Source organism: Amazonocrinis nigriterrae CENA67 (assembly GCF_016056305.1).
Taxonomy (GTDB): Bacteria; Cyanobacteriota; Cyanobacteriia; order Cyanobacteriales; family Nostocaceae; genus Amazonocrinis; species Amazonocrinis nigriterrae.
In genome coordinates, this window is record NZ_JAECZC010000004.1 from 104,785 (window position 1) to 123,210 (window position 18,426).

The window sequence follows — 18,426 nt, forward strand, 5'->3', positions numbered from 1 at the left end:
TCCAACGGAGGCGAAGTTGCAACAAGAGCGAAAGAAACATATTTTGTTTCTTAGAAGTTCGACAAGCGCTGTTTTGACCTCTCCCCCGACCCCTCTCCTACGAGGAGAGGGGAGTAATATCAAGTTCGGATGAATACTTATACAGATCTACAGCAGTTTGCAAGTAAATGAAGTACACATCTTAATATGATAAGTCTTGTGGGGGAGCCACTGCGTTGGGCGGGTTTCCCGACTTGAAGCATGTGGCGTTGGGCAGGAAAGCCCGCCCTGGTGTACCTCATTCAGATGGAATGCGCTGTAAATAATCTTTGCGACACATAGATTAACTGTGGAGGCGTACAGCTGTATGCCCTTACAAGATATCTGTTGCATTCTTTTTTCAAATTGTTATTATAATTAACATGATCGCACTTTGCGACATTATTTAGGCATAAAACGCATTAGCATTCGCCTTCCTAATTCACTAATAATTTCCTGTCCTAATCGCTGGGCTTCTGGTCGCACAAACACTTGAGATAATTCATAGAAAGAGTTGAGGTTTAAAGGCTTAGTCACTAATACTTTATTAATCACTTCTTGCATATTCTGCAAAGTTGAATTTAACTTTGTCGTTGTAGGGAAAGGAGTAATTATTGATCTTGACCAAGCCATAACATCATCGAAAGTTTCTTGTGAGAGACTTTCTATATTTGTAGCAATTTCATTAACCAAAGCGGAACGTAATGAGTTTCCTTGAGGAGAATATAAAAACTCTAACAGCAGTTCTAATGTATAATTGAGATTAAAATCATCACTTTGATAAATATTCTCTAATACATCTGAGACTTGTTCCCACTCGATAGTCTGATTGCTTAACCAAAAACTTTTTAGGGCATCCCACAATACAGGCGATCGCTTGGTCAATAACCATTCTGTAACATAAGGATATCCTACCTTGTAAACCTGAAAATCAGGATTAACTTTCAAAGCTACTCCTTCTAAGGTGGCAAAGCAGCGGAAAATCATCACATAGTATGTGGGTGTTTGCCAAGAATATTCGTAGATCAAATCAAATAGCTTACTAAAACTTTGCTTGAAGCCAAATTCAGCGACACTAGCTTCCCGGATATTACCAAATATCTCAGCTAGTTTAGGAACTAAGTAAGTTAAGTCAGTTTCTGGAGGCAGAAATTCTAATAAAATATAGTCTTCAGCAAGTGCGGCAAAATCACCAGTAATCATATGTAACAAGGAGATAATCAACAGGTCACATACCTCTGGTGGAACTTCGCTCATCATGCCAAAGTCCAGGTAAGCTAATTTTCCATCCGAGGTGACTAGCACATTACCTGGGTGGGGATCAGCATGAAAAAAACCCCCTTGCAGTAGTTGGCGTAGAGAACACTTGAAACCTACGCCAACGAAGTCAGCAGGTTCTAATCCTTGGGCGCGAATAGCTTCTGTTGAAGTTAATTTAATGCCATTGACCCACTCCATTGTTAGAACTCGATGGCTGGTATATTGAAAGTAGATGCGTGGCACATGAATCTGTTCCAATTTACCGTAAAGTTGGGCAAATTTTTCAGCATTAAAAGCTTCTTGTACATAGTCCATCTCTGCGAACAGGCGAGTAGCGAGTTCATCACTCAAAGCTACAAGGTCGCTATGAATTAATGAAATATTTTTTTGCGCCCAAGCCGCTAATTGACGCAACAAGTATATATCCAGGGTTATTTGTTCTATGATTCCAGGGCGTTGAATCTTTACAGCTACGATTTCACCCGTCTGGAGTTTTCCCTTGTAAACTTGTCCTAACGAAGCAGCGGCTACAGGTTCAGGAATCAGTTCAGCATAAATTTGGTCATGGGGATATCCCAGTTCTTCTTCAATTATTTGATAAGCTTGCTGATTGGGAAAGGGAGGCAATTTATCTTGCAGATTTGCCAGTTCGTCCAAATAAATAGTTGGAATAATATCAGGACGGCAGGAAAGAAATTGCCCCAACTTGATGAATGTAGGGCCCAACTCAATCAGCTTTTGGCGCAAAATGCTGGCTCGTAGCCGCTGATTTTGTAACAAGCGACGCGTTAACCAATCCCATGCTAGAAGTATACTAAAGGAGAGAAACGATTTCAAAATAGTCAGCCTACGCGCCCAAAGTTTCCCCGGCTGCTTTTTATAGTAGGACAGATTGATCGCTACATTATTTTGTAAGGGTATTGACCTAGCTTTCATATATGACTATTCTCGTACAAATGATTCAATCTGAACCTATTAATTTACCAAGACAAAATTGGGCTTGTGTAGCCTGGGAAAAGGTTAAAGGGAAAAGAGAAAGGGATAAAATACCTTAACCCTTTACCCCTTTCCCTTGACCTCGCCGAACTTGGCGAACTACTGGTTTAGGCAGCTTTGAAATTGGCTCATCGCTCTTTACTGCTAGAAGCCTTCAATTTCAGCAACTAAAACTCCATTTTCATCAAATATAAATGCATCAGAAGTTGCAGTATCCTGATTACTAATGTTTTGGTGCGATGTTCTAACTTGACTCCACAAGTGAGGACTATAACAACGATGTAGTTTTAAGCGCTTTATCTCTATCTTAATTGGCAGATACGTATTTATGGAACTACCTTGCTCAAGGTCTAGGGTAAGATTATAGGCAGAATGCAAGCAGGCATCTAGTAAAATAGGATGTATTTTGTATTTTTTTGCTTCTTGCGAAAGTTCTGGTGATAACTCAATGAAACTGAGGCTTTTTTCTCTACTTCTCCATAGGTTTTTAACAGCTTGTAAGTTGGGCCCATAGATGATACCTTCTTTTTCAAGTTCTTGATAAAAAGTTTTAATAGCAACTTGCTCAGTATACTGTTTTTGCAGAATAGACAAGTCTATAAAACCGGGTTCAGGTGTTTCCTGACCCTTCATTACCTTACCAGAAGCGTGGAGCGTAGAAAAGATATTTTCTTGATCTGTACTAAAGCTGAAAATTTCAAATGTATAAGTATCGGTTTCTAAAGGTTCTAAAACGACTTGGACTGTCTTGACTTCATCCTCTGAAAAGATTAAAACTTCATGAATAGTTATATCTTCCAGAATTAAATTATCTGTTTTAAAAGTAGCAGAACCTGCGGCTAAAGCCATTTCTAAATAAGCACTTATAGGTAGTACTGGTTGTCCAAAAAGCCTATGATGGCTGAGATAAGCGAGTTCAGAAATACTTAACTGAGATTCAAAACGCTGCTGTTTTTCTAAGCCTGCCAAGTTAAGTTTTTTACCCAGTAAAGGATGGAGATTTTTATCTTTTGGCAGATATTGCTTTTGAGTGGGAATGGTGTCCACCTCCAGCCAATAGCGTTGTCTTTGAAACGGATAAGTGGGTAATACCACTTTTTGACGCCTATACTCTCGGTCAAATTCTGACCAATCTACTTTGACTCCAGCTACATACAACTGTCCTAAACTAGAAAGTATCACCTGCCATTCGTCTACACCAGAACGCACAGAAGGCAACCAAAGTCCTGGATTTTTTGCCCGATATTGACGCCCCATGCCCAATAAAATCGGCTTAGGGCCAATCTCTAAGAAAATTTCATACCCAAGCTGATGCAAGGTTTCTATACTAGTAGCAAATCGCACTGCTTGGCGTACATGATTCACCCAGTATTGTGCTGTGGTGATGGACTGATCAGCAAGTTGTCCAGTGACATTGGATATAAGTGAAATTTGGGGCTGATTATAGGTAACTTGATTGGCTATGTCTGCAAATGTACCCAACATTGGTTCCATCAACGGGGAATGGAAAGCATGGGATACTTGCAATCGTCTGGTTTTCACTCTCTGTGCTTCGAGTGTGTGACAAATTGCAGCAACATCTTCACTAACTCCAGAAATTACCACACTTTCGGGGCCATTTATGGCAGCGATCGCTACTGTTTGATGATATGGTGCAATCGCTTCTCTCACCAATTCTTCTGTTGCCATCAATGCAACCATCTCACCACCAGATGGTAACTGCTGCATCAATCTTCCCCGATGGGCAATGAGTTTGAGTCCATCTTCTAGGCTAAAAACCCCTGCCACACAAGCAGCTACATACTCACCAACACTATGCCCCATGACTACATCTGGTTGAATACCCCAGGATTTCCACACCAGATACAAGGCATATTCAAAGGCAAATAACGCTGGTTGCGTATAGGCAGTTTGATCTAATAATGATGCAACTTGTTCTGTTGCTTGTTCAGGATATAATACCTCTAATAAAGAATATTGCAGATATGGGCGTAAAATTTCATTGCATCGGTCAATTGTTTGGCGGAAAATTGGCTCTTGTTCGTACAGCTGACGCCCCATGTTAATATACTGGGAGCCTTGACCAGTGAACAAAAAGGCTATCTTTTGCTCATTTTTGTCAATTTGAGAACTGTTTAATCCGGTGGCATCTTTCCCAGTTGTAAAAGCAGCGAGTTGCTCGATTAATTGCTCTTTTGAGTCAGCTACAACTGCTAGACGGTGGTTAAAATGCGTTAGCGAAGCGGCTCCTTTGGAGCTTCGCCCTGTATTGGCAGTAAAGCAAATATCTGCTAGTGCTTGCTTGGGATTAGCCTCTAAATGACTTTGGTAACGACTAACCAATGCTTGCAGAGCTGGTTCTGTTTGTGCCGATAAAGTTAATAAATGAAAAGAACGCTCCGGTAAATTTTGACTTTTGACTTGAGGGGGCGCTTCTTCTAAAATTACATGGGCATTAGTACCGCCAAAACTAAAGGCACTAACCCCCGCTAATCTGGGTTGTCCTTGGGACGGCCATTCCTGGAGTTCTGTGGGAATTTGAATAGGAGTATTTTTAATTCTAATATAAGGATTTAACTGCTTGAGGTGGAGGTGAGGCGGAATCTGACGATGTTGTAGTGATAATACCACTTTGATGATGCCGACAATGCCCGCAGCAGCTTCTAAATGACCAATATTTGATTTAACTGAACCAATCCAACAAGGCTGATTTGCTTCCCTACCTTCCATCAGCACTGTTTTTAGGGAATTCACCTCTATGGGATCTCCCAAAGGTGTGCCTGTACCGTGAGCCTCAACATAACTAATCTGCGCTGGTTTCACCCCAGCATTTGCTAAGGCTTGGCGGATAACTGCTTGTTGAGCAGGGCCATTGGGGGCTGTCAGTCCATTACTTAAACCATCTTGGTTAATTGCTGAACCTCTAATTATTGCCTGGATATTGTCTCCATCTCTAATTGCATCAGCAAGACGCTTGAGAACAACTATTCCACATCCTTCTCCTCTAACATAACCATCGGCAGCAGCATCAAAGGTTTTGCAACGACCATCTGCTGCCATCATCCTGGCATGAGAAAAGGTAATTGTCATTTCTGGAGAAAGAATCAGGTTCACTCCTCCAGCAAGACATACATCAGACTCTCTAGTTTTCAAACTCTGGCAAGCATAGTGAAGTGCTACTAAAGAGGAGGAACAAGCTGTATCTAAGGCAACACATGGCCCACGCAGATTGAGCAGATAAGATAATCGACCAGGAATAATAGATGGATGGGTACCAGTGCCGCTGTATGCTCCTATGTCAGAAATATCTCTATAAATTAATGTATGATAATCGATGTTTGTAAATCCAATGAAAACCCCCGTCTGACTACCAGCTAATCTTTCTGGAACTATTCCAGCATTTTCCAATGCTTCCCAAGCCACCTCCAGCACCAGTCTTTGCTGAGGATCTATATACTCAGCTTCGCGGGGGGCAATACCAAAAAAGCTAGGGTCAAATTCATCTACTTTTTCTAGAAAACTGCCCCAGCGAGTGTTCATTTTTCCTGTGGTAGCGGCATTGGGGTCATAAAATGCATCAATATCCCATCGGTCTTTGGGTACTTCTGTGATTCCATCTTTGCCATCATGCAGAAATTCCCAGAAAGCTTGTGGTGTCTCTGCTTGGGGAAAACGGCAACCCATGCCAACAATTGCTATATGTGTTGATTCTAAGTTCATCAAACAATTAGTATTTAATTTATATTATTAAGACTATATTTTATTTTTGAGATAGACCTAGGGTGAATTTCATCCACCGAAATTGAGTAGTATTTTACACAGCATTTATAATTACCATAATTAGTTTTGTTAATTTATGTTTAAAGCAGGGTGACAATTACTTGCACCCCTACTTAGTTTACATTTAGCTAATTGCTACTTTTCAATCGTACTAGAAAATTTCTTAAAAGCTTTGATGTTATTGTTCAGAGCTTTTTTGATTGAACCTGCGGAAGCCATCAAACGCATTTCCCGATTTACAGACCACAAGTAGTCAATATCTTCTGCAAATCTCTGCATATTTGCTAGTAGATGATTATGCACTTTTAAATTGTTATGAAAACCTTCGTGTTCATAACATAAGCACTTTTCTAGCCAGTGAATTGCTTCTTTTTGAGACATGTCAAACACAGGACTCTGCAAGAGTTTCATAATAAAGCTGATGGCATTACTATCACTCACAAAGCGGTTGGGTATCATTCCAGAAAGACCATTAAGGTTTTCACGTTGTGTCTGTAATACAGCTAAATTCGCCATTAATTTCTCAAAATTTGAGGGTTTCGGCAAAGATTTATAAAAGTCTCTAGCAAGATACAGAGAAGTGGTTGTATGAAAAGCCTCGTCTAAGAAATGATAGTGAGATATAGCTGTTGGAGCCGGGATAAAATCCTTAGCTTTTTGCAATTTTCTACAGTATTTATGTATCTCAAATTCATTATTCTTGACCACTAGATTTGCCATGTAACGCACGACATAAAAATTAGCAGCCAAAAATGGATAACTTCCCCAGCTCAAAGGAAAGAATTTTCTAACCGATGTATCGGTATTTCCTAAATAGCCATTGAAAAAGCCACTAGTAGGAGTAGGACTGGTAGGATTAACAGGAGTTGAAGATGCAATAGATTTATTCAAATCTTGCAAATCTTGCAATTCTATCAGTTTTTGAGAATAATTTTGTTCTTTATCTCTGAGTAAAATCTTACCAATAAAGTTTGCAGTATTTAATAAATAATCTATGACATGAAAACTTTTTGGTTCAAAGGAAGTAGAATTATCGGAAGCAGAATTAATTAAAGCTTTAGTACCTAGCAAAGCTTTGATTGTTTGGTAGTTGATTTTAGCAAAAGAATGAATGTGCTTACGCTCTTGATAAGTTTCATGATTGAGCATGTCTGCAATAAATGCATAATCTTTATTTGCAGCTAGCAAGCAATCTGCTGTGATTGTGTTGTAGAAAGTCAGTTCTGTTTCACTATCAGCAACTACTTTGTAAAAGCCTACCCAATGGAGATGATTGAGAGCGATTTTTTGAGATGGAGAAGCTTGTTCATAGAGTGGTGTGCCATAAAGCACTGACTGTTCTGGCTCACTCCAATAATGATTGCTGTTACTTTTATAATTAAAGTTTTTATCTAACTCTTCTATCTTTTCAGTGTAGTCAGATTCCAGATTATTGTCGTAGTTCTTTTCTAAAAACGGAAGAATTCTGTTGACTTTGGATGTTAGGGAATCTTTAACAATAGTCTTCATGACAGGTTATTCTTTTCAGGTGTAGCTTCATTCTGGTCATAGAGGATATCTGAACACTGGTGCAACTCAGACATCCTCTGAAAGTTTTTCTTAGCTTGCTTCAGCTAAATGTTCTGCAAGAGCAGCTATTGTGGGGTAATCGTAAACTAAGGTTGGATCTAGTTCTTTTCCTAGCCAATCTCCTAAATCTCCAGTTAGAACCATCGCTGCCGATGAATCTAAACCATAACGCTCAAAAGTATTTTTGGCATCTATTTTATCAGCTGAAATTTCTAGTAGCTCTGATAAATACTGAACTAACCACTCTTTAATTTTTGCTGCTGTTACTTGAGTGCCTTGTTCATTTACTGTTTGGCTTGTGAATAATTGAGTCATTTTACCAACCTCTATTTGGGGATATGATGTACTGCTTTAACCGGAAGAAAGCCGAGTATTTTTTTACTTAATCTTGACACACTTACAAGATTATTCAAAGGGGATTTGTCAGAGAAAATTGAATTATTTACTTTTTCTCATGGGGAATAAATATTCGTTGAGTTCTCATAGTTAAAATCAAACTTTAATGATTGAATTATCTTAACTTATGCACTCTCTTTAACATTCAGTTCCCTAAAAGTAGAATCACCTGCCTGCACTTTTGCTAAGAGTGAGTTGACATCAGCTTCTAACTGTTGAAACTTGGCTTTCTCTTCAGGACTTTCACTCCAATCTTCCACTACATTCAAACTGTGGTCTAAAAATCCACGCTTACAGGCTTGACGTTGAATCTTGCCACTAGATGTCTTTGGAATACTGCCAGGTCTAATTAAAACTGTGGCATACACTTGTAACCCGTGATTAGCTGCCACTGCCTCTGTGATATTTCCCACCACTTCGGCAACATTCAACCGTCTGAGGTAAACTCGTTCTACTTCTTGAACAATAACTAATCGTTGTTGTCCTTTTTGCTCGATTGTGAAAGCTGCACCACAATTTGGTCGTAGTGCTGGATGACTTTTTTGCACTGTTAATTCAATATCCTGGGGATAATGATTTTGTCCTCGGATAATAATCACATCTTTGAGTCGTCCGGTGATGAACAACTCGCCATCTTGCAAAAAGCCTAAGTCTCCAGTGCGGAGAAAGGGCCCCTCGCGTGTATCTGTTAGATAAGCTTGGAAAGTTTCTTGGGTTTGTTCAGGTCGTTGCCAATAGCCAGCAGCTACAGAAGTACCATGAACCCAAATCTCTCCTACTTTGCCATCTGGACATTTAGTTAAAGTTGTGGGGTCAGCGATCGCAATTTTTTCATCTAACCAGGTCTGACCACAGCTAACTATTACTTTAGTCCCTTCTTTTGGTTTGGCAACTCCTACCACCCGATTTTCCTCAAGGGCTGCACCGTCAACTGGATATAAGACAGGCGGATCATTTTTCAAACCGCCAGTAATAAATAAAGTTGCTTCGGCCATCCCGTAACAAGGGTAAAAGGCTTCGCGGCGAAAACCACAACAAGCGAAATAGTTGGCAAAGTTTTCTAGTGTCTCTGCACGCACTGGTTCCGCGCCGTTAAAAGCCACGTCCCAACTACTTAAGTCGAGAGTTGCACGCTGTTCTGGTGTAATCTTGCTGACGCACAGATCGTAGGCAAAATTCGGGCCGCCACTGGTAGTAGCTTGGTAACGAGAAATCGCTTGCAACCACCGCAAAGGTCTTTGCAGGAAAGCCACTGGTGACATGAGAATCGATGGTGTACCCAAATACAAGGACTGCAAAACATTGCCAATCAGTCCCATATCGTGGAATAAGGGTAACCAAATCACATGACTGGTTTTTTGGGTGTGTTTAAAACCTCTGGCGATCGCTATTTGGTTGCACAGCAAATTACCGTGAGAAACCATTACTCCCTTGGGTGTTCCTGTAGAACCGGAGGTGTATTGCAAAAATGCAAGGCTGTCACCTGAAAGCCTCGGTTGTTGCCAATCTAAACTGAGGTTGTTGTCAATGTCATCAGTACTTAAGCACCTCATAGTCGCCAATTCTGCATCTTCAACAAAGCGATTCTCCAGATTGGCTAACAAGGACTTGGTAGTCAATACAAACATTGCCTCGGCATCTTTGACAATCGCCAGCAACCTAGAAAGTTTCATATTGGGCCTTGGTGGATAAGCGGGAACCGCTACCACACCGGCATACAAGCAACCCAGAAAAGCGGTAATAAATTCTAAGCCTGGTGGATATAACAGTAAGGCTCGTTGGTTAGTAGCTCCAACTGACTGAAGATTGGTGGCGATCGCCCGCGCTTTTTGGTCTAATTCTTGAAAAGTCAGGCTGGTTTCTTCAATTTCTCCATCTCGCAGAAAAGTATATGCTTTCTGCTGTGGCTGATTTTCCGCTCTGTAGCTTAGGAGTTCCACAAATGTGGAAAATGTCTCTAGAGGGTTTTGCAAATCGTTCAAAGGAACATTCATAAGCCAAGGTTTTACAGGTTAGGGAGTAATGCAAGCAGATCAATTGATTTTCAGCCTTCAGCCTCGAGCCTCAGCAACTCTATTTCTCTTAGCTTCTTTCATACCTTTTGTGGGCACTTTCACATCCCAAATTAGACCGACTTTTTCTAAGGTACGAATAAACCAGGCACCTAAATCAAGTTGCCACCATTCCAAACCAAACATGGCAGAGTTGGGGAAAGCATGGTGGTTGTTGTGCCACATTTCTCCACCGGTGGGGATAGCAAATAAAAAATTGTTCCGACTGTAGTCGCCTGTATTATAGGGACGACTACCCCACACATGAGCCAAGGAACCGATAATCCAAAACCCGAAATGGTGTTGTAGGCACATCCGCAGACAACCTCCCCACAAAAAGCCTGACAAAACTCCCATCCAAGTTTGTGTCAGCAAGCCTCCCACAATACCGGGAATCACCAGACCCAATACAACCCAAAAGTAGTACAACTGGCTGATCTTGGACATTAATGGGTCTTTGATCATGTCTTTGGCAAATAAGAAACTATTGGTAATTTCGTGGTTATATGTCCAACCTGCGTGAGAGTGCCATAACCCTTCTAGAAAACCAAATTTTTTGTCTTCTTTCACATAAGGAGAATGGGGGTCTCCATAGGAATCTGCGTACTTATGATGCCGTCTGTGGGTAGCTACCCAATAGTTGAGAGGCCCTTGTGCAGCCATAGACCCAAAGATAGCTAGAATCACACGCACAGATGTGTGGGCTTGGAAGGCACAGTGGGCAAAGTGTCGGTGAAATCCTACAGTTACACCCATGAGGGTTAGATAGTACATCACCAGGAATAACCAAATATCCACGGCACTAACGCCTACTGTAAAAGCCATGACGATGGCGCCTACTGAACCGACAAAAGGAAGAATGACGTTAGTTATGCCATGAATGCGCTGGTGAGTTGTGAGGCGATCACTTTTGATTGTGATGTTCTTGATTGCCGCTACGTTCATATTGTCGTGATATTACTTTATGATTGCGTTTGATCTAAGACAGTGACCGAGCTTGGAGTTTTCTTTGACAGTTTAGCCTCGATCATCTTGGCTGAGGGAACATTTACATCCCAAACCCAGCCAAATTTTTCTAAAACACAAATGATCCAATATCCCAAATCAATCTGCCACCATTTCAAGCCAGCACTGGCTGAAGTAGGAAAAGCATGATGATTGTTGTGCCAAGACTCGCCTAGAAATGGGATAGCCATCCAGAAGTTATTTCTACTTTGATCGCCAGTCTCAAAGGGGCGAGTTCCATATATATGAAGAATCCAGTTATTGCTCAAGATTAGGCAATCTACCAGGAACATGCGAACAATTCCACCCCAGAGGAAGCCTTTAACAGCTCCTATCCAAGAAGCTTCTAAAACTCCTCCCAAGACAGCAGGTATCACTAGACCTAAGATGATCCAACTGACATAGTATCGGTTAACTTTGGCTATGGTTTTATCCCGTAGAAGATCGAGTGCATAGAAGGCAGGATTGGGGTACTCGTGATTCACCAGCCAGCCGTAGTGTGAGTGCCACACTCCTCGAATCATTCCTAAAATTCCATTTCCGTGGAGATTTGGAGAGTGGGGATCACCAAGTTCATCACTGCACTCATGATGCCGGCGATGTACAGCTACCCAGGAAATCACAGACCCTTGAGCTGCCATAGAACCAAGGATTCCCAAAGTTACACGCACAGCCTCGTTAGCCTTGAACGCGTGGTGTGAAAAGTATCGGTGGCATCCTACACTTAGTCCTGTCATGGTCAAAGCCCACATCCCAATCAGCAAGCCCACTTCTACAGGGCCGATGGGGAACCACCACAGGGAAACCATTGCAATTATGAATCCCACCAAGGGAATCATGTTGTACAACAGAAAATGACTGATTTGCAGACCTTTGATGCGGTCATTCGCTATTGTTTTTGTCTTCCGAGTTGAATTTATAGGGAAGTCTGTTTGCATGTTTTCATCCAACTGCACTAGCCCAAAATTGCTTGTAGTCATCAAATTGACCACTGAAAAAAGGTTTTATCTGGTCATCATATTCCCGTAAACTATACATGTTAGGGTTGGATGATTTCGTCGATAAGCCCCATGTTATAAAAACTTTTTGGATAGAAGGTTGCAGTATAGCGCTCTGCTCTTTAATTAATACTCTTGCAAAGTCAAAAATAAAATTTCTGCTACACAAGATTTTTACGTAAAAGAGTTGGCTATAACCATATGCTGAAAGCGCCAAACCCAGTTAATGCCTAATTTTCAGATGATTTAAGATAGATAGGTTTGGTTAAAGCAGATAATAACTTTTGGCTGTCGCCCAGCAAGCTCTTCTGCACCTAAACACTATTGTTCAAAAATTTAGACTGAGATTGGAATGGTTTTACTAGAGTGATCAATTTCCTGAAGGAATGGCTTTTCCAGAATTAAACCTAATATTCGGTTAGTGTTTAAAATTTACATCACTGACGATAACAGTGTTTGCTTGATCAGGCAAGTAGTTTTCAGTAGTTTTACTTTAAATTTATGAACAATTATAGCAATTCATCAAGCTACCTCAATGTTTTACAAGACTTACTTTTACGTATTGTCTGGGTTTCGCCCAAAAAATGCAAGGACAGATAAGACAGTTAAGACAGTTTACATATATTTTTACAAAACTTTACATTTCGCAATATTAACCTTATCATAAGTTAAAGCAATTGCTAGGCATGACTTATTATAAGTAGAATCACCAAAAGCGATGGCACACAGAGTAGAGTTTGAGCAACATCAGGATTCTAAAAAAAATTTACCCCCCAGCTAAGGCCGTCCCTCTTTACCAAGCAGGGACTATGGGGGGTTATACTCAAATACTTATGAATGGTTTAGGACTGTAATAACAAGATTACTTTTTTGTATATGAGAAGATCATATAATTTAGCAATCCTAATCGACTGAGCCATTCAGTGTTGAAAGTTTGGACAAATGCCGCGGGACTGTTCGACATCCAAGTTTGTGCAAGAGTCCAGAGAAATTTGTAGGTCGGTAGCGTATTAGCCGTAATATTGCGTTCTACGAGTGGAGCAAAACCTGTTTCGGCAGCAAGTTGACGGTAACGACTGGTTGTGTAACGCATATCAAAGTCGCCGTAAAAACTTGATTTGAAAAAGTTGAATTTAGAATTAAACCACATAAAAAGTATAGACAAATCTATAGGAACAAAATCGCAAAGAGCAAGATGGCCACCTGGTTTCAGCACGCGAAAGGCTTCCTCGAAGAACTGCCGACGATCCGGAAAGTGAAAGATGCATTCGACAGCTAACACTACATCGAAAGACTCATCAGCAAACGGTAATGCACAGGCATTACCTTGTTCAAATCGTAGGGTGTTGACATCCCGTGCTACTACTTTTTTGCGTGCTTGTATTAATTGCCGTTCATCGATATTCAGCCCCACAAGATTCATTTGTGAAAACTGTTCATTTAAACTAGCGATCGTGCCACCAAAACCACAACCTACATCCAAGACAGATTGACCATCCTTCACATTTGCAGCAGAATAAACTTCGTAAGTCAGCTGCTCGGCTGCCTTCCTAAAATCTTCTGGTGTATTTAATGCTTTTTCTGGATTCGGCCAATAGCCCCAATGTACATGACGCCCAAACGCTAGATCGATTTCAGGATGGCCATTGTCAAGCAATGTAAAAAGGGTGTCAAAATATGGCAGATTTATCTGTTGGTCAATCATGGTAATCCTCTTTTTTAAAATTAATGCAGCATAATTCACAGTTATGCAGAATTTCTCTATCTATTTACTGCTGCTCTCTAAACCAGATAGAAATTTTCCTGATTTCAATTCTTCAAGCCTTTGGCTTGAGACATGAACAAGCGCAAAAGTCGCCAACTTACCAAAGCATCCCCTTTTTGAGGCATCAGAGTTATGTTTGGTAGGTGCTTAAATTTACAGTCTTGACAATAGCAAATATTTTCCTGATTAGGCAAGTAATTTTTCCTAGGGTAAGGTAGCAACGCACTGCTGTAATTTAATAAGAGTTTGCTTGGACATTGGTAAGGGGCTTCCAAATAAAAAACATACAATTTTTATTGTGGGGTGGGCGTCTCGCCCGCCCAAGGCCCGGGACGGACAAGATGTCCACCCCACAAGACTGGTTTATTTATTTCTTGGTAATCTCTAACTATCAACCGAATTAACTTGACGTGAGTTCGACGAATTTAAAAAACCCTTCTCCAAACCTCTCTCCTTATAGGGGAGAAGCTTTTAAAACTTGATTTTTCTTCCTTAGCAAGGATCTTAAAGCCCTTCTTTGATACAGAGAGGGGTTGGGGAGAGGTTCATCGAACTCACGTTAACTGAGTACTCACAGATTTTTCCCATGTAAATTAGTCAGCAGGAATAAATCTAACTATCTTAAGTAATATAAATATAATTAAATAGTTTCTTAATAAGTGAGCCTAGCCTAAAAGAGCTAGACCATTTACTATCAATTACCTCTACAACCCAACACCTTGGTAATAAACTGTCTTAACTGTCTTAACTGTCTTAACTGTCTTAACTGTCTTAACTGTCTTAACTGTCTTAACTGTCTTAACTGTCTTAACTGTCTTAACTGTCCAAAATTCATATTTTATAATATTTATAAACTGTCTTATTTGGGATTGCTTTTTCCAGAAAAGTTTGCGAATATAGTTACGGCAATCGTTAGTGTATTTATTACCACGTCAAAACCTACGGTTTTTGCTCGTGTGTCAGATATTCTCTACTGACTCAACACTCAAGAATTTTAGTAATAAGGTTTCGGTGTACTGAAACCTTCAAGCTTGTAAACTTTATTCCATTTACTAGTGAAGCCCATGAGTATACTGCCCCTTAAGATCAAGAAAGGCTTCTCAATTGATGAAGCTATAGCCTTAACAAGGTTTTGTACACAGATATATGAACTCTATCAATATGATGATGGGGGAATCGACGACGAGGAACTAAGAGGTATCTACAACTCGATTCATCATCAACAAGATTGGAAATTTGTCCACAGTATCCGCAACGATCGCACCGCTGTCAGAGGTGTGATACTCAAAAGAGACACTGGTAATCAGTATGTAGTGCTTTTTCGAGGAACAGTTGTCACAGAACGAGGTGCGCTAGAACTGACTAACTTCATCAGTGATTTTGATTGGGAATTGGTTAGCTACGGTTCTAACACCGATGCGCGAGTGAAGGTAGCTAAAGGATTTTATGAAGCGTTTGAATCAGTTGCCGATCAGATTAAACTCTTCTTTAAGACCATCCTTGGTAAACTAACACCTAAAGATTTTCGAGAAATTGAACTGTTACCTGTCGATAGACAATTTGCTTGTTTAACAGCACTAGCAGACGCTGGCAGAATCAGATTAGATACTGAATTTCAGCAAGAATCAAGAAAGCTGATTGAGCAAGCGATCGCAGATGAAGAAATTGGTAACAATGACGAACTCAAGGGTATTTTAGAGTTTCAAGAACAGAAGTTATCAGAACTGACACCTTTGGATGGGCCTCTAGACATTTATATCACAGGTCATAGTTTAGGAGGGTCACTCGCTAAATTTGCCGCCCTTGCATTGCGACGCTTCTTTGGGCCTGAAGCGGTTTCAGGCGTAACACTCAAAGCTTACGCTTTAGGATCTCCCAAAATCGGTAATAAAGCATTTGCTGATTACTACAATAGGCAATTGGAAGAGGGAACCGTCTACCGCATCGAAAACACACTTGACTTTTTGATGTTGATTCCCTTTGCACCTCCATTTCCGTTAAATGCTTTAGCTGGTGATGCGGGCTTGCGACTAGGAAATATATATGTTGGGAACTATGCAAATGTGGGTCAATTGCACACAATTACAGGCATCGGTTCCCAAAGCATATCTTTAGGTACTGGCGGGGTTATAGACTTAGGGTTTGGAGTCCCATATCCCCACAGTTATGAAGCTTATCTACAGTTACTACAAGAACAAAAGCAATTCTGGCAAACAATATCTCAACCCTTGAGATCTATTTTCAGTCCCTTCCTCAAGGAACTGCTGCAAGAGCAATTTGAGGATTTCTTAGAGAAAACTGAGAATGATAGAAAATTGAACAAAGAAGTGAGTTCCAATGGCAGCGCTGCTACCCCAATAGAGTCTTATACTACTACAGAGGATAAAATTATCGCTTAAGCCATAACTCCAAACAATCAGCAAATCAAGAAAAGTTTGTTCAATACTGGAAAACAGCGATGTCCAAATTAACTTTCAGGCGTTGATGAAACCTCTTGTAACAGAAGTTTATAATGGATTCTACAGAAAAGATAAAATTGTTGCCCAAGCATCTGTTTGCTTTGATTAAGCAGTATCAACAACAAACATTAGGCCATGCCATCAAAGATTGGTTCTACAACTATGAATGGCAAATCAAGCCACGTCAGTTGCAGGCAATTGCAAACAACATGCAATTGCCGCAACAGGGCAAATGGTTGATATTAGCTGACCAAGGGGGAATAGGCGAAGCCCTAGCAGAGCTTTTACAACAACGAGGTCACAAGTGTATTTTGGTCTATGCTGGGGATAGTTATCAAGTAGATCAAACAAAGTCCAAGGAAAAATATTACCTCAACCCAGTAAACCTTGGAGACTTCCAGAGTCTTTTCCAACAGATTGTAGAGCCTCTTAAACTTCCTTTACATGGGGCAATTGACCTATGGAGTTTAGACGCGCAATTAACACCAGAATTGACAATTTCTGCTTTAGAAGCAGCCCAGAGATTAAGTTGTGCTAGCGTGCTGCACTTACTACAAACCATAGTCCAGCGAAGTTGGTCAGTCTGGCCGCGTTTGTGGGTAGTAACACGCGCTGCCGTAGGAGTATTAGATACAGATACTCTAGCAGTGGCTCAGTCCTCCGTGTGGGGGCTGGGAAAAGTCATTGCTTTAGAACACCCTGAAATCTGGGGAGGAATGTTAGATTTGCCTGCTAGTGGGGTGATGGATGAAGCCGCCACCTTGCTAGCAGAAATTGAGCATCCAGAAAACGAAGGACTTATAGCCTTTCGCAACCAAAAGCGATATGTAGCTCGCTTAGTGCCAACCATTCCCCCCCAACCTCAGAAAGTGTTGTTTCGTACAGACAGCACTTATTTAATTACTGGTGGTTTGGGAGATCTAGGATTGTGGTTAGCCCGCTGGATGGTAGAGATGGGGGCGCGGCATCTGATTTTAACCGGACGCCGAGGAGCATCTGCTCAAACTCAGGAAACCTTGAACCAACTAAAACACAAAGGAGCCGACATCAAAGTAGCTCAGGCTGATGTGTCTAAAATGGATGACATGGCGCGAGTGTTTGAGCAGGTGCAAACCTCCATGCCACCACTGCGAGGAATTTTTCATGCAGCTGGCGTTTTGGATGATGGCATTTTGCTTAGACAAAATTGGGAACGCTTCACCCGCGTTATGGCTCCCAAAGTTCAAGGAGCGTGGAATCTCCACATTTTGTCACAGAATCAGCAGCTAGATTTTTTCGTGTGTTTCTCCTCGTTCACTGCTTTGACCGGCAACTTGGGTCAAGGAAACTACGCTGCGGCGAACACTTTCCTGGATGCCTTGGTGCATTATCGGCACAAGTCAGGATTACCCGCCTCAAGCATCAATTGGGGCAGATGGGCTGATACGGGTATGGCACTGACAGCCCAGAGTCAGTTGGAGCAAATGGGAGTGCAGGGAATGCCGCCAGAGCAAGCCCTGGCTATCTTGGGATATCTACTAGCAGCCGGTGTCACCCAAGCAGCAGTGGCAAAAGTCAACTGGGTTTTAGAACGGGAAACCCACAAAGCCAGACAACAGCAGCCTTTGTTAGAGCGAATTTGGACGAACTTACCAGTAACACAAGTAGCTAGCCAAACCTCTATTCAACCTCCAGAAATTTTACATCAATTGCAGGCAGCCATGCCTAGCCAGCGTCGAGAGATGTTAATGGCTCATATTCAAAATCGAATAGCTAAAATTCTCGGACTCAATGACTCGCAATTACCATCTGTAGAGCAAGGTTTTTTAGAACTGGGCATGGATTCCTTAATGTCAGTAGAGCTAAAAAATCAACTGGAGAAAGATTTAGAAACTGCCCTTCATGCCAGCTTACTATTTAACTACTCGACAATCACCGCACTGGTTGATTATTTAACTTCTCAAGTACTGACTTTAGACTTTGGTACAGACCCAGTAAAATCAGAGCCAGACCAAGACAACTCTGTAACTTCTGGTGACTCTATAATTTCTACAACTGATGCAACTGACTTAGAGGAAATGTCACAGATGGAAATCGCTGAGCTACTGGCTCAAAAATTAGCCAATATATAGGAAAGTAAACTTAAACAC

At 41.1% G+C, this 18,426-nt stretch carries 10 protein-coding genes; 2 read left to right on the forward strand and 8 right to left on the reverse strand.

All coding sequences use genetic code 11. The features are described from left to right. Window positions 1-420 precede the first annotated feature (420 nt). The 8 genes from I8748_RS04190 to I8748_RS04225 all read right to left on the reverse strand — a co-directional run bounded on the left by I8748_RS04190 (window position 421) and on the right by I8748_RS04225 (window position 13,730). Window positions 421-2,214 (reverse strand): ABC1 kinase family protein, encoded by a 1,794-nt coding sequence (locus I8748_RS04190; RefSeq protein WP_198123407.1) that lies wholly within the window; start codon window positions 2,212-2,214, stop codon window positions 421-423. Between the two features lie 204 nt (window positions 2,215-2,418). Continuing rightward, entirely contained in the window at window positions 2,419-5,994 is a 3,576-nt protein-coding gene (locus tag I8748_RS04195) for a type I polyketide synthase (RefSeq protein ID WP_198123408.1), read from the reverse strand. A gap of 195 nt (window positions 5,995-6,189) precedes the next feature. Then, window positions 6,190-7,563: a diiron oxygenase gene (locus I8748_RS04200; RefSeq protein ID WP_198123409.1), complete on the reverse strand. Its 1,374-nt coding sequence runs from the start codon at window positions 7,561-7,563 to the stop codon at window positions 6,190-6,192. Window positions 7,564-7,653: 90 nt separating this feature from the next. Beyond that, a complete protein-coding gene (locus I8748_RS04205; RefSeq protein ID WP_198123410.1) occupies window positions 7,654-7,938 on the reverse strand; it encodes an acyl carrier protein in 285 nt (94 codons plus the stop codon). Window positions 7,939-8,144: 206 nt separating this feature from the next. Next, entirely contained in the window at window positions 8,145-10,013 is a 1,869-nt protein-coding gene (locus tag I8748_RS04210) for a fatty acyl-AMP ligase (RefSeq protein ID WP_198123411.1), read from the reverse strand. A gap of 57 nt (window positions 10,014-10,070) precedes the next feature. Further along, entirely contained in the window at window positions 10,071-11,015 is a 945-nt protein-coding gene (locus tag I8748_RS04215) for an acyl-CoA desaturase (protein ID WP_198123412.1), read from the reverse strand. 17 nt (window positions 11,016-11,032) lie between these two features. Beyond that, window positions 11,033-12,055 carry an acyl-CoA desaturase gene (locus tag I8748_RS04220; RefSeq protein WP_225896305.1) on the reverse strand — a complete coding sequence of 341 codons (1,023 nt, stop codon included), beginning with the start codon at window positions 12,053-12,055 and terminating at the stop codon, window positions 11,033-11,035. Between the two features lie 880 nt (window positions 12,056-12,935). After that, window positions 12,936-13,730, reverse strand: a complete 795-nt coding sequence (locus tag I8748_RS04225) for a class I SAM-dependent methyltransferase (protein WP_225896306.1) — start codon at window positions 13,728-13,730, stop codon at window positions 12,936-12,938. Between the two features lie 1,172 nt (window positions 13,731-14,902). Here I8748_RS04225 and I8748_RS04230 point away from each other — a divergent pair. Further along, on the forward strand, window positions 14,903-16,237 hold the full coding sequence (locus I8748_RS04230; protein WP_198123414.1) for a lipase family protein: 1,335 nt from the start codon (window positions 14,903-14,905) through the stop codon (window positions 16,235-16,237). A gap of 113 nt (window positions 16,238-16,350) precedes the next feature. Further along, window positions 16,351-18,408 (forward strand): beta-ketoacyl reductase, encoded by a 2,058-nt coding sequence (locus tag I8748_RS04235; RefSeq protein WP_198123415.1) that lies wholly within the window; start codon window positions 16,351-16,353, stop codon window positions 18,406-18,408. Window positions 18,409-18,426: the final 18 nt, after the last annotated feature.